The 12,582-nt window shown below is 36.2% G+C and carries 14 protein-coding genes; 2 read left to right on the top strand and 12 right to left on the bottom strand.

Going from position 1 to position 12,582, the window contains the following annotated elements:
- Nucleotides 1-20 precede the first annotated feature (20 nt).
- The 3 genes from RHP64_RS04555 to RHP64_RS04545 form a co-directional block, all read right to left on the bottom strand.
- The gene (locus RHP64_RS04555; protein ID WP_025268052.1) at nucleotides 21-791 is read right to left on the bottom strand and encodes a glucose 1-dehydrogenase; all 771 of its coding nucleotides are present in this window, start codon (nucleotides 789-791) and stop codon (nucleotides 21-23) included.
- A gap of 78 nt (nucleotides 792-869) precedes the next feature.
- The gene (locus RHP64_RS04550; protein WP_223319792.1) at nucleotides 870-2,096 is read right to left on the bottom strand and encodes a pyridoxal phosphate-dependent aminotransferase; all 1,227 of its coding nucleotides are present in this window, start codon (nucleotides 2,094-2,096) and stop codon (nucleotides 870-872) included.
- Nucleotides 2,089-2,487, bottom strand: coding sequence for a pyridoxamine 5'-phosphate oxidase family protein (locus tag RHP64_RS04545; RefSeq protein WP_025268050.1), 399 nt, complete (start codon nucleotides 2,485-2,487; stop codon nucleotides 2,089-2,091). Before RHP64_RS04545 ends, RHP64_RS04550 begins: the two co-directional genes overlap by 8 nt.
- 298 nt (nucleotides 2,488-2,785) lie before the next feature.
- Here RHP64_RS04545 and RHP64_RS04540 point away from each other — a divergent pair, with 298 nt between their 5' ends.
- Both RHP64_RS04540 and RHP64_RS04535 read left to right on the top strand, forming a co-directional pair.
- Complete coding sequence (locus RHP64_RS04540) at nucleotides 2,786-3,292, top strand: type 1 glutamine amidotransferase domain-containing protein (protein WP_025268049.1); 507 nt, start codon at nucleotides 2,786-2,788, stop codon at nucleotides 3,290-3,292.
- 131 nt (nucleotides 3,293-3,423) lie between these two features.
- Nucleotides 3,424-4,620 carry an MFS transporter gene (locus RHP64_RS04535; protein ID WP_223825251.1) on the top strand — a complete coding sequence of 399 codons (1,197 nt, stop codon included), beginning with the start codon at nucleotides 3,424-3,426 and terminating at the stop codon, nucleotides 4,618-4,620.
- A 16-nt stretch (nucleotides 4,621-4,636) separates the two neighbouring features.
- Here the strand turns inward: RHP64_RS04535 and RHP64_RS04530 are convergent, their stop codons facing one another.
- The 9 genes from RHP64_RS04530 to RHP64_RS04490 all read right to left on the bottom strand — a co-directional run bounded on the left by RHP64_RS04530 (nucleotide 4,637) and on the right by RHP64_RS04490 (nucleotide 12,537).
- Nucleotides 4,637-5,407, bottom strand: a complete 771-nt coding sequence (locus RHP64_RS04530) for a Cof-type HAD-IIB family hydrolase (RefSeq protein WP_038534126.1) — start codon at nucleotides 5,405-5,407, stop codon at nucleotides 4,637-4,639.
- A gap of 361 nt (nucleotides 5,408-5,768) precedes the next feature.
- Nucleotides 5,769-6,275: an ECF transporter S component gene (locus RHP64_RS04525; RefSeq protein ID WP_011679677.1), complete on the bottom strand. Its 507-nt coding sequence runs from the start codon at nucleotides 6,273-6,275 to the stop codon at nucleotides 5,769-5,771.
- A gap of 65 nt (nucleotides 6,276-6,340) precedes the next feature.
- Nucleotides 6,341-6,916, bottom strand: a complete 576-nt coding sequence (locus RHP64_RS04520; protein WP_025268045.1) for a uracil-DNA glycosylase family protein — start codon at nucleotides 6,914-6,916, stop codon at nucleotides 6,341-6,343.
- A gap of 70 nt (nucleotides 6,917-6,986) precedes the next feature.
- Nucleotides 6,987-7,574 carry an ATP-binding cassette domain-containing protein gene (locus RHP64_RS04515; RefSeq protein ID WP_462785073.1) on the bottom strand — a complete coding sequence of 196 codons (588 nt, stop codon included), beginning with the start codon at nucleotides 7,572-7,574 and terminating at the stop codon, nucleotides 6,987-6,989.
- A gap of 16 nt (nucleotides 7,575-7,590) precedes the next feature.
- Entirely contained in the window at nucleotides 7,591-8,352 is a 762-nt protein-coding gene (locus tag RHP64_RS04510) for a hypothetical protein (RefSeq protein WP_025268044.1), read from the bottom strand.
- Nucleotides 8,353-8,510: 158 nt separating this feature from the next.
- Nucleotides 8,511-9,560: a 2,3-butanediol dehydrogenase gene (locus RHP64_RS04505; protein WP_025268043.1), complete on the bottom strand. Its 1,050-nt coding sequence runs from the start codon at nucleotides 9,558-9,560 to the stop codon at nucleotides 8,511-8,513.
- Nucleotides 9,561-9,718: 158 nt separating this feature from the next.
- Complete coding sequence (locus RHP64_RS04500; protein ID WP_011679673.1) at nucleotides 9,719-10,885, bottom strand: MFS transporter; 1,167 nt, start codon at nucleotides 10,883-10,885, stop codon at nucleotides 9,719-9,721.
- Between the two features lie 65 nt (nucleotides 10,886-10,950).
- Nucleotides 10,951-11,688 carry an NUDIX domain-containing protein gene (locus RHP64_RS04495; RefSeq protein ID WP_025268042.1) on the bottom strand — a complete coding sequence of 246 codons (738 nt, stop codon included), beginning with the start codon at nucleotides 11,686-11,688 and terminating at the stop codon, nucleotides 10,951-10,953.
- Nucleotides 11,689-11,715: 27 nt separating this feature from the next.
- Complete coding sequence (locus RHP64_RS04490) at nucleotides 11,716-12,537, bottom strand: oxidoreductase (RefSeq protein WP_025268041.1); 822 nt, start codon at nucleotides 12,535-12,537, stop codon at nucleotides 11,716-11,718.
- Nucleotides 12,538-12,582: the final 45 nt, after the last annotated feature.

The following is a 12,582-nucleotide window of genomic DNA, read 5'->3' as shown; positions in this document are numbered from 1 at the left end:
TCTCCTTTTAAATACGAACCTTACCTTAGTAAATAGCCGCCATCAACAGGGATTGTTGCGCCATTCACATAATTTGAAGCATCACTAGCTAAATAAATAACCGTACCCATTAATTCCGATGGCTTTGCCCAATGTCCTGCCGGAATGTGGTTTAGAATTTCGGTATTTCTTTCTGGATCATTTTGGAGAGCCTTTGTCATTTCAGTATCAATATATCCGGGAGCCAGCGCATTGACTTGAACCCCATAGGGCGCTAAAGCATCTGCATAAGCTTTTGTTAGTCCGACTACTGCATGTTTACTGGCAGCGTAAGGAAAAATAAACTTTCCAGCTCGAAACGATTGCATTGATCCAATATTAATTATTTTCCCAGATTTTTGTTTTGTCATGAATTTTGCGGCTTCATGTGACAAAAAGTATAATGCGTTTAGGTTGATATCAATAACTTTACGCCAATCCTCATCCTTATAATCCAGCACGTTATTTCTAATCTGGATACCAGCGTTGTTAACTAAAATATCTAATTGACCAAAAGTTGTAACACAATTTTTGACAATTTTTTCTGCCGCGCCACTTTCAGTTATGTCGATGCTCATAAATCGCACTTTTCGATTACGATTTTCAGCAAACTGCGTTAACTCTGGCCAGCCTCTTTCACTTCTGCTAACTATAAAAACATCAGCTCCTGCATCTAATAGAGCTTGAGAATAATATTTTCCCAATCCTGAAGCACCACCCGTAACTATCGCAACTCGACCTGTAAGATCAAATAAATTAGATAGACTATCCATCATTTTCTTCCTTTCTTAGTGTACCGATAAACCACTACGTGTAACCGCTTACAATGATAGTCTTTTGTATTTATTTTGTCAACTTAAATGAGCGGATTTTTTTGTCGTTAAAACATCTACAGTTTTCTCTAAACGATTCATCGCTTCAACGAGTACTTGCATTTCATTTGCAAAAGATAGCCGCACGTATCCTTCACCGGCCTCCGTAAAAGCAGAACCGTGTACTAAAACAAGATCAGATTCGTTGATAGTGAATGCAACAAAATCCCAAGACGACATGCCAAATGCTTTTACATCGATAAACACATAAAAAGCACCATCAGGTTTAGTATAGTTTAAGGACATTTCATCTAAGCGCTGCAAAACATAGTCTCTACGCTTTCTAAACACCCTAATATATGTTTTTGGTGCTTCAATATCGGTGGTTAAAGCTGTTAGGGCAGCCATTTGTGAGATGCTTGATGCACAACCAACATTAGCTTGCTGTATTTTATAGATTTCTTGAATTAGTACTTTAGGACCAGCTAAATAGCCGATACGCCAGCCTGTCATGCTGTGCGATTTCGACAAACCGTTGACTATTATTGTTCTCTCTTTCATTAATGATGCGCTGGCAATTGATGGCGCACAATCTTGATCATATGTTAGTCTTTGATAAACATCATCTGTCAGCACATATAAATCGTTTTGTTGAATAACTGACGCTAGTGAACTCAATTCTTCTTTCGACAACACAATACCTGTTGGATTGTTTGGGTAGTTCAAAATAACTAATTTTGTTTTGCTTGAAATTGCTGACTCAAGTTGCTCTGGAGATAATCTAAAATGAGTAGAACGAGTATCAACCACGACAGGAATTGCCCCAGCTAGAACTACTGCTTGTATATAAGCTGGATAGGCAGGCCCAATTAGAAGGACTTCGTCACCGGCGTTAATGAGCGCACGAACCGTGAGGTCAATACCTTGACTGGCACCAACAGTCACAAGTATCTCGCTTTCTGGGGAATAACTTACTTCATAAAACTTTTTAATGTAATCAGATATCACTCTTCTAAGCGACAGGAATCCCATATTCTCGGTATACTTTGTCACGTTATTACTAATTGCTTGCTTACCTGCTTCTTTAGTTGCTGCGGGCGTAGGTAAATCGATTTCGCCGACCGTTAATTCAATCATTTGGTCAGCAGGTTTCTTTACTAAGTCCAAGACAAGACGAATTCCTGAGGCTTCTGTTTTGATCACTTGATGGTTAATAGGCTTTGTCATGACATTTTCCTTTTCCATATTCTCTTGACTATTAGGCAATGCGATCTCCAGCTTCCAGAGTATTATCCAATTTATAGATGCGATCAATACTTATCAAGACGACGGCCGCTCTTGGAAAACGATCGAATATGCTTGTTTTGGCTAAAATGTCATTAGCAAAGTCATCATCTTCATGAATAACGGCCGTTCCTTCAAAGCGGAACCCTTTCTCTACATTAGAATCCACAACTGCAACTGCCGCATAACCATTTTGTTGTAAATTTGCATAAGCTTGTTTGAATGTATGTTCATAGTAAATCAGATGTTCATCATCATACACACGAGTTGATCCTTTAGGACCGACTTGTGGCGATCCATCTCCTCCGGTAGTCGCTAAAAATGGTAGCTGTTGGTCAATCATTTTTTTCATTTCTTCAGATAATAATGCCATTGTTCCATCTCCTTTTGAGTGCGTGCCGAATGCTCACTACTATATCTTTAAAATTTAAATTTTTTAAATTAAAAAGCACAACACGCAATTGTTGTGCTAGCAGTCGATTTGAATATTCTATATAAAAAAAAGAAATTTTTCTCAACAAAGTGACACATTCAATTTGTTGATGTTAATATACCACCAACAGAAAACGTTTACAAAGATAATGACTTATTCATTATTTACAAGACATATCGTTTTCATTCTATATCAATTATCGTTACAATTGAATTAATTATAGAAGGAGGAATTAGTCATGAGTAAAAAAGTTGCTGTTCTCGTAACCGACTTAGTCGAAGATATTGAATTCACTGACCCCGTCAAAGCACTAAAAGAAAGTGGTGCCTCAGTTACAACAATCAGTTTTAGTGCTGAAGCTGTTACAGGAAAACATGGCACCAAAATTGACATTGATAAATCAATCGGCGATGTAGCGCCATCTGATTTTGACGCATTGTTTATTCCCGGGGGCTTTTCTCCAGATCAGTTGCGAGCCGATGAACGCTTTGTTAATTTTACAAAACATTTCTTGGCAACCAATAAGTCATTATTTAGTATTTGCCACGGTCCACAATTGATGATTCCTACTGGCTTAGTATTGGGTCGAACCATGACAGCATATCGAACAGTACAACCAGATCTTTATTACGCCGGTGCCCGTATAGAGAATAAGCCAGTGGTTATTGATGGTAATCTCATCACTAGCCGAGAACCAAAAGACATTCCATCATTTAATGAAGCTATAGTTGATGCTTTAAATTAGAAACACAATAAAAATTATCTTACCATTGATCATTAATTCCTGAGGAAAGATGGTCTTTTTTATTTGCATAAAGAGAACATATCTAATTTATATTGTTTTACTGAAAGTATTTGTTTAAAATGGATTTTATTATGACAAATCATTTGAAAAGAACCCACGTTTCATTAATGTTAAGCCCATTTTTTTCACAAATCGGCTCAGCTATATATGTTTTAGGGCTAAACTGGCTAATAGTAAAATCTACTGGCACTACGCAACTACTGGGTATCATCGAGGGAATTGGTGGCTTTGCGTTCTTGATCGGCGATTTATTAGTCGGTTTACTAGTAGATCAACACAATCGAAAATATGTTTTAATATGGACTGATATTATTGCTACTTTGGTTTGTGTCGTCAGTAGTTTTCTAATTAATAATAACACTCCCCAAATATGGCTTTTAATTTTGATTACTTTTATACTAAATGTAATGCTGGCCCTGAACTATCCAGCCGCTAAATCAATTGTACCTGAAGTAATCAACGGGAATTATTTGCAAAAATTCAACGCACTTTCAAATACCTTCTTTGGTCTTGCAAATATTATCGCCCCAGTTATTGGTGGCGTTTTATTGGCAATAAATGGCATTGATTTTAGTGAATTTATTTTAATTAATGCTGCTTCATATTTTATAGCACTATTTTTTAATTTATTAATAACTTACCAGCCAACACCATCAGTTAAGAACCATCAATCTGAATCTTTTTTAATAAGTACCATTAGCGGGTTCAAATATGTGCTCGAACACAAAAAATTACTTCTATATATGACTTCTATGGGTATTTTTAACTTTGTGTGCGCTGGCTTCCTACTCACCACACCTTATATAAGTAGCCACTACTTTTCCAAAATCACTTCTAGTTATAGTTTGTTTTTGATCTGTGCAGCTGTCGGTGGTCTGGTAGGCGGTCTGTGGTTAACAGTACAAAAACAAAAAATTTCTTCAAATCGTATTTTTGCTGAACAAATCTGTTATGGTATTATTCTTATTCTAGGTAGCCTAAAATTTTCGATATATAGTTGGATTACCATTGCACTAGTATATGGTTTGATACAATCACGTTTCTTTGGCAGTATGATTACTTTTATTCAAGAAGAAACGGACATCTCATTTTTGGGGAGAATTTTTGGACTAACATTTCTATTTTTTGATGGCATTCAACCGGTAGGTTCATTTGTTTTTGGCTTTTTTGTAAGCACTTGGGGTAGTTGGACCTACAGTGTTTTAGGTAGTTTAACTTTATCACTGTTCGGCCTCATTTATTTTTTTAACCGTAAAATTTTTGAATGATTATTCGAAAGTTTTTTTATATTAACTTAAAATGTTTTAAGCCTTCCAAAACGCCATTATCTGTTTTTGCAATATAGCTAGATAACTGCTTTAATTCCGCTGTAGACTCTTTCATAGACATCCCATAATTCACCGTTTTGAACATGGAAATATCATTGTTTTGATTACCAAATGCATAAGTTGTCACCCTACTGTCACTAACCTTTTCTAGCAACAAATTAATTGCTTGCCCCTTAGAAACTCCTTTAGGTAGGATATCGATGGCCAACGGCGCATAGCGTTCAATATCTGAAACTGCAATAATTTTCTCTCTAATGACCCTCTCGGTTTTGGCGTTTAAATATAAATTCATAAAGTTAACAGGTTGTTCTACAAAAAACTTCTCATTGAACTCGATATCCATACTGCCCATACTTCTCATATGTTGTTGCACGATAGGATTATCCATTGTTAGAGCAAAACCGTTCTGGTTAAAAAAACCTGTACCAATATTGTACTCATTGGCTATTGCTAATATATGCTGAATTTCAACAATCGACATAGTCGCATTTTGAATTAGCTTTCCTTTGAATTTGACATAGCAACCATTAGACAGAATGTAATTTTCTACTTCTAAAAACGTCAGTAAATGCTGTACCTCGTAAAAACTTCTGCCCGTTGCTATAACAGGTTCAATTTCATTCTCACGCATGCTTTGAAACGCTTGTTTGATCTCCAAAGAGACATGTAAATCGCCACCTGAACAAAGCGTCCCATCTAAATCAAAAAAAGCAATTTTTCTCATCATCTTTTACCTCTTCGTATTCTCTTAATGTTTTTTTATTGCACTTTTCAATATAACAAAAATATTGAGTTTTGAATTTTACGTTATTTTTCAGCTATTACTCTGTCGAAATCAAAAACAACAAAAAAGAGGAAAGAATCAGCGTACAGTAAAAACGCTAAACCTTTCCCCTCGGATTTTTTATATCAATAGGTGCCTTTTGAATATTTCAAAAGATGGAGCCCTCGGTCACTGACCATATTGCGGAACCCTAGCTCCAGTTTTCCAGTTCGTTTGTAATTATATCATATAAATGTAACTTTTGTTGTTCTTCTTATACAAGGTCTTCAATCAACCGGAAAAAGCAATAGCTAACCAAAAAAGCTTAAATTTTCAAATCAACCTGTGGTAGCTTTTTAAATACTGGAACAAGAACTAATGCAACGATTAATCCCATCACTGCTTGTGCGATATTCCCGATAATTGACGCCAATCCCGCTGTCCAATTATACAACATAGCACCAGCTAACATGTACCCAACCACCATAATAAATGATCCAATAATTAAGCCAATGACTTGGCTGGTAATATGTTTCTTATAGCCAAAATAGCCCACGATTAATCCTTCTATCCCATGAATAATTAAAGAAAAAATCATCCACTGTGGATAACCAGCAAGCAAATCTAACAGCAGACCGCTTAAGCCACCGACGATCAATCCACTACGTGCACCACCAAGCAGGGCAGCTAAAAATATCCCAGCTTCAACCAAGTTAACAAATCCATTTGTCGCTGGGACAGGTATCTTAACAATATAAGATAATGCAATATTGAAAGCAATGATGGTTGCTAAAATAGTGATCTGCTTTGTATGATTTTTTTGTTCTATCATATTGTTTGTTTCCTTTTATTTTAAATAAATATCTTTTTATACTTCAGTCAGATAGTCGCACAATTTCACTTTTCTTTAATTGTGTCACTAACTTTGGCTTGCAAGCGAGGTACTACCTCTTTTTCAAACCAAGGATTACGATTAAGCCAAATATTATTCCTTGGCGATGGGTGAATGATAGGAAAATATTTTGGCAAATAAGATTTATAATTTTTAACAACATCAGTTATTTTCTCTGTGCGAGCCAAGTGTAGATAGTATTTTTGAGCATATGACCCGATTAAAACAATTAACTGCAAATTAGGCATTGAAGCAATAAGCTTTGGATGCCACTTTTTTGCTATACTACCACGCGGTGGCTTATCACCTGATTTTGCTTTCCCCGGGTAATAAAAGTCCATCGAAATAAATCCAAAATTACCAGAATCGTAAAATTGTTTTCTATCAACATCCAACCATTCGCGTAGTCTATCTCCAGAAGCATCATTCCACATGATTTCTGTTTCTTGCACTTTTTTACCAGGAGCCTGACCAATAATCAGAATTTTCGCGCTCTGAGGTGTGTAAAATACAGGATTTAAGCCTTTTTCTGTGTAAGTTAAATTATCCTTATCTGCTTTAATGTCCTCAAAGATAGTCATGTATTTCTCCCATTTGTTATGAATTACATAATCTAACTTTATATTACCATATTAATAGCATCCAACTGTGTTAAAAATCTATTTTAGAAAATGGGAGGCCGTCTAATTGGTCCAAATTGTGCGATGTCATAACCACTGTTTTTTCATTATTTACAACTAAAGCTGCAATAAGCTTTAATATAATTTTAGCGTTTGTAGTATCTACCCCGCTTGTCGGTTCATCAAAAATATACAATTTTTTATTGAGTAGACACTGTCCATAAGTCAACACAATTTTTCTTTCTCCGCCAGAAAGTTGGCCAACTTTTAAATGCCAGATACTGTCTAAAACTGTCTGCTTAATTTCTTTAAAGCTTTCATTATCTTCTAACAACGAATTACCGAATCGACGATACATTTCAATAGTTTGTTTGACGGTTAGTGTTGGAAAAAAATGTATGTTCTGAAGTTGGTAAGCAATATCGCGTTGGGCAGGAACACAAATTTTTTCTCCAGTCGCTGTCTTGGGCCCGACACCAGCAAGAAAATCTAAAAAAGTAGTTTTTCCAACACCGTTACCACCGGAGATAATATTTATTTTATCTTCGGCTAATATAACATCAAGATTTTTTGCAAGAATCCTTTTCCCAAAATGGAGTGAATATTTTTTTATTTGCATAACTTACTCTCCCCGCTTAGACTCGATCGGCCACTGCGTTTACTGATAATTTTGAAATAGAGTACCAACCAATTAAAACATAAATAAGTGTGACTAATAGACAAACGACAATCTCCGAATAATACAATTTAGCATTAAATAAAAATAATAGCACTTGATAGCTCACTTCAGTAATATATGAAAGCGGATTAATTAGCGAAGTAAAGGTAGTAATTAAGTTTTCCCTATTGTTTGGAACATGCATCCCAATAAATAGACCAAATAATAACATACTCACCAGGATATTTATTGACTCTATTTTAATTTTAAGCATAAATAATATGCTACCAGCAAAAGCAATCGGTAATGAAACAACGATAGAAGCCATTATGCCAGCTAATAATAGCTTTATGCTCCAATAATGAGCAGTAAACATGACCACAAAATTAAAGATCAGTAATTCAATATTCAACACTAATAACTGGACAAGAAAATTAGCACCCAGTATTTTGTATTTAGATCCGACAATGAAGAAAGTTTGTTTGTAAAATCCGCTTTCCCTTTGAGATATCATCCCAACAATCACATTATTTAAAATTGTGACTAAAATGATGTAAGCCCAAAAATAACCAATGACCTTGAAAGTTTCGTGGTTAAACGTCACGCTGTCACGCATGAAAGAATTGATATTTATATATAGAAAATAAATAGTCGGAATAACCAAATTAAAAATAAAAACAAATTTGTTGCTCAGCATATTAACCCAATATACGCTGGATAAGTTTTTAACATCGTCCATTACTCTTCCCCATAACTGTTATAAATTCTAAAAAACAAGTTAAACTCTTTTCATTATATATTAATTAGCTAAATGTGTAAATCATAATAAAAAGCTACCGCTATCCTAAACAAAAGTAAGAATAGTAGCAACTTGTATGCTTCGATATTTTAAAGTAGTTAATCTTTACTTAAATCAATTAAAATCTTGGCCTGCGATTTATCGCTTGTTAATGACTCAAAACCATCAGAAACAATACTGTCCAATGAAATTGTATCCGTAATAACTGGTTCTACATTAATTTGCCCACTGCTAACAAGATCAACAGTTTGTTGGAAAGTTTCTTTTGAATAAGCAATTGTTGTGGTCAGTTTAACACCTGCATTCATCAATTGCATTGGGTTAAAGCTGATTGGCTTTGCAAAAATTGAAACAATAACGACACTTCCGCGCGGACGTGTTGCATCTATTGCTTGTTCAAAGGTTGGTTGTACCCCGGCAACTTCAAATGATGCATCCGCTCCACCAGGAATAATGTTCTTAATAGCTGCAATAGTGTCTGGCACTTGACTTGGATTAATCACGTCTGTTGCGCCCATTTCAAGCGCTTTTCTCAAGCGAACTTCTGACAAATCTACAGCCACGATTTTAGTAGCCCCTGCCGCCTTCGCAGCAGCAGCAACTAATACACCTATTGGTCCAGCACCAAAAATCACAACTTTTTCGCCAAATCGAAGATCAGCCTCTTTGATAGCTTGGACCGCAACTGCAGTTGGCTCAATAGTAGCTGCTAATTTCAATGAGAATTCTTCAGGTAAATGATATAAGTTATCTTCTGGTACATTCACGTATGATGTAAAGCCACCATCCGTGCTTAAACCAATAAAGCTATAGCCATCGTAAACATCCAAATCATCAGAAGAAATTCCCTTTGTGACAGTTGGATTAATTGAAACGTGATCCCCAACTTTAAAATTAGCCACATCAGGACCTACTTTTTCGATAACGCCAGAAAACTCATGCCCCATCGTTAATGGTGCTTGACCGCCAGTCAATTCATCTGGTTGATCAACGGGAATAAATACAGGACCCTCAAGGTACTCGTGTAAGTCGCTGCCACAAATCCCAGCATAAGCAACACGCACTACTACCTCATTAGATTTTGTTGGTTTGAGTTCAACATCCTCCACACGAACATCTTTAACGCCATGCCATACAGCTGCTTTCATTTTTTCTCCTTCTGACTATCAGTTTAAATTTTGAAAGACATAAATTATCTTTATTATATTATATGTCAACGCTTACAATTTGTGTATATAAATTTCATTGTTTTTTGTATAAAACATATGAATTTGTACAACACAACTAAGTAATACTATGGTAACAATCAATACTCGTCCTCTAGATTGTCTTTTACACCTATCAATAACACCACTATCGCAATAATCAGCAATACTGCAAAGACACTAAATATGACACTAATGCCTAATTTGAAATCAAATAACCAACCGACAAGGAATGGTCCAACCGTGGCACCAACACGCCCAACTGCTTGTGCGGTACCCATGGCTGTACCCCGTATTTTCTCAGGAAATTGTGCGGGAGTCAAGGAGATTAATGTCCCCCATGCACCTAAGTCAAAGAAAGACATAAAGGCACCGGCCACTAGTATTAAAGCTATATTAGTACCAAAGCCAAAAACGAAACTCGAAATCAACGTGCCCAACAGATAAATTGCCAAAATCTTTTTCCGACTCATCTTATTCATTAAGTAGGCAGCTAAATAATACCCAGGCAACTGAGCTATACTCATGATAAGCGTGTATCCTAATGAATTAACGATTGAAAAACCACGCATGGTTAGGACAGTAGGAAGCCACAAAAAGATCCCATAATAGGTCAACATCACAATAAACCACATTATACTTAAAACAATTAACCGTGATCGATGTTTGCTGGAAAGAAGCTCTTTAAAAGTGCCTTCGTGACTTTTCTTATTGATTGGTTCATTTGGTAAGTGCTTACGCAATGCTAGGGCATAAAAAGCAAACAAAGCCGCAAGGGCAACGGCAGCGCGCCAGCCAAAACGAGGAATAATTAGAAAAGAAATCAAAGATGCTAAAATCCAACCATAGGCCCAAAAACTATCAGCTAATAACAGCATTTGTGATCGCTTTGTACCAGTGTAGTTGTCAGCAATAATCGTTGCTGCTACTGGTAACTCCCCACCTAATCCAATGCCTGTTATAAAACGAATCACCATAAACCACAAGATGTTTGGCGCAAATATTAACGCCAAATTACCCAATGAAAAAATGAGTAGCGTTCCGATGATAATATTTTTACGACCATATTTATCAGCTAATTTACCGCAAACAATTGACCCAACAATCATGCCAATCGATGTGACAGCGGCGGCCAATCCTAATTCTGTACTACCGACGTCCCACTCATTTTTAATCAATGGCATGATAAACGATAGCAAAGCAACATCCAATGCGTCAATCATCCATGCCGTGCCAATAATGAACAATAAGTGTCTCTTTTTATCCATAAAAAGAACCTCTTCCTTATAAAAGTATTTTTTACTTTTATTATTTATAAAGAGATTCTACATCTTTAAAATGAAATTAGCAAGCGAAACTTTTTTGCTGGCCTCCCCGGCCCTTTTTTATCAACTTCTCCAACTAATTCAAATATTTTTTTGTTGTTTTGTAAGAAATTAGAATTATCAGTCTCATCTTGTCCAAAAATACCATAGACGTGCCGAGCTGTTTTCAGCGTAAAGGAAGATCCCAATGTTAATAAAATAGTCGGCTGGTAGTTCAGTTTGTTGACTATCCGGTGGCAAGCCACAGTTAAAATCCAATTATGATCAAAGGCCAATCGCTTTTGAGAATCTAGTTCTGTTACGTACTCATTTTCAGCTAACGTTTTAAAAAACAAATCACCCTTTTTTAGGCCAAAATAATTGTTTTTAATCTTTTCTAGCGTAAACCATTCTGCTTCGATTGCACCAGATCCAGGAACAAGATTCACGTATTTTGGCAAAAATATCATGTAACTCAGCGACAGCGCCCGAAAATCAGGATTTCTATCTGGTGCTGTAAACGTTGCTAGTTGCTCTGCATGAACATCAGAAAGCGATAATCCTATTTTCTCTTTTATTAGCCGTAAGGATGCTTCGTGTGCACTTTCGTCTTCTCGCAACAATATTTCTGGTAACGCCCAAAAATTTTTAAATGGCTCATCGGCACGCTTGATTAATAGTACTTTGACCTGTTGCGTGTCATAATCAAAGCTCCAGATGACATTAGTAATAGTGATGTAAGGTCTTTCCAAAGGAAATGAATCCATAACTACCTCCTTGTAGTTGACTAAAATTTAAACAACCTTTTGAATTAATTTGTCAAACATTCGTGTAGGTAAAATGGCATGCAAACTAACCAATATCTTTGCGCCATAACCCACTAAGTATCTAGGCTTTGGTCGTTTAGTAGTCACTGACCTTACTATTGTTGAAGCAACTATATCTGGATCTGTTAGCCTGCTAGATGTATAAAGTTGATGCATTCTTTTGGACGCTGCTAAAGCATGTTCAGCATAAGGTGTATCAACCGAAGTTTTTCGAAGATTCTCTGCAGCAATAGTACCCCAGTCAGTTTTAATTCCACCTGGTTCAATAAGAATAACATCAATGCCAAATGGTTTGACTTCCATGCGTAGCGCATCGCTAAATCCTTCGAGAGCATACTTAGTGGCATGATACCAAGCGCCCATATATGTTGTCATACGTCCTGCCATAGATGAAATGTTAACAATACGGCCATATTTTTGATGACGCATATGTGGTAAAACCAGTTGAACAAGAGTTGCAAGGCCAAACAAATTAGTTTCAAATTGCTTTTTAGCTTCTTCTATGGGGACATTTTCAATAGCACCATATGAACCATATCCAGCATTATTAATTAAAATATCAATCTGACCCTCTTGACTCATAACGTGTGCTACAGCTGATTTAATTGAATGTTCATCAGTTAAATCCATCTTAAGAGGAATAATTCCTAATGAAGACAGTGGACTCATTTTTTCAATTCGGCGTGCTGCACCATAAACTTTGAAGCCATACGCGCTTAGTTTTTCTGCTGCTTGATACCCAATACCGCTGCTAGCACCAGTTATTAATACTATCTTTTGTTTGGTCATAAGTTTATGTTCTCCATTTTTCGTTCGATGACTCATATATTGACG

Source organism: Leuconostoc sp. XM4, assembly GCF_055698815.1.
Note: the sequence above shows the minus strand (reverse complement) of the source record. Positions and strands in the feature narration are given on the sequence as shown.

Bases quoted from the DNA above. Each gene is read 5' to 3' on its own strand.
- RHP64_RS04490 (WP_025268041.1), bottom strand. From the start codon at position 12,537: ATGACCAAACAAAAGATAGTATTAATAACTGGTGCTAGCAGCGGTATT.
- RHP64_RS04525 (WP_011679677.1), bottom strand. From the start codon at position 6,275: ATGATAGAACAAAAAAATCATACAAAGCAGATCACTATTTTAGCAACC.
- RHP64_RS04510 (WP_025268044.1), bottom strand. From the start codon at position 8,352: ATGGACGATGTTAAAAACTTATCCAGCGTATATTGGGTTAATATGCTG.
- RHP64_RS04515 (WP_462785073.1), bottom strand. From the start codon at position 7,574: ATGCAAATAAAAAAATATTCACTCCATTTTGGGAAAAGGATTCTTGCA.
- RHP64_RS04555 (WP_025268052.1), bottom strand. From the start codon at position 791: ATGGATAGTCTATCTAATTTATTTGATCTTACAGGTCGAGTTGCGATA.
- RHP64_RS04500 (WP_011679673.1), bottom strand. From the start codon at position 10,885: ATGGATAAAAAGAGACACTTATTGTTCATTATTGGCACGGCATGGATG.
- RHP64_RS04540 (WP_025268049.1), top strand. From the start codon at position 2,786: ATGAGTAAAAAAGTTGCTGTTCTCGTAACCGACTTAGTCGAAGATATT.
- RHP64_RS04505 (WP_025268043.1), bottom strand. From the start codon at position 9,560: ATGAAAGCAGCTGTATGGCATGGCGTTAAAGATGTTCGTGTGGAGGAT.
- RHP64_RS04520 (WP_025268045.1), bottom strand. From the start codon at position 6,916: ATGACTATCTTTGAGGACATTAAAGCAGATAAGGATAATTTAACTTAC.
- RHP64_RS04545 (WP_025268050.1), bottom strand. From the start codon at position 2,487: ATGGCATTATTATCTGAAGAAATGAAAAAAATGATTGACCAACAGCTA.
- RHP64_RS04530 (WP_038534126.1), bottom strand. From the start codon at position 5,407: ATGATGAGAAAAATTGCTTTTTTTGATTTAGATGGGACGCTTTGTTCA.
- RHP64_RS04495 (WP_025268042.1), bottom strand. From the start codon at position 11,688: ATGGATTCATTTCCTTTGGAAAGACCTTACATCACTATTACTAATGTC.
- RHP64_RS04535 (WP_223825251.1), top strand. From the start codon at position 3,424: ATGACAAATCATTTGAAAAGAACCCACGTTTCATTAATGTTAAGCCCA.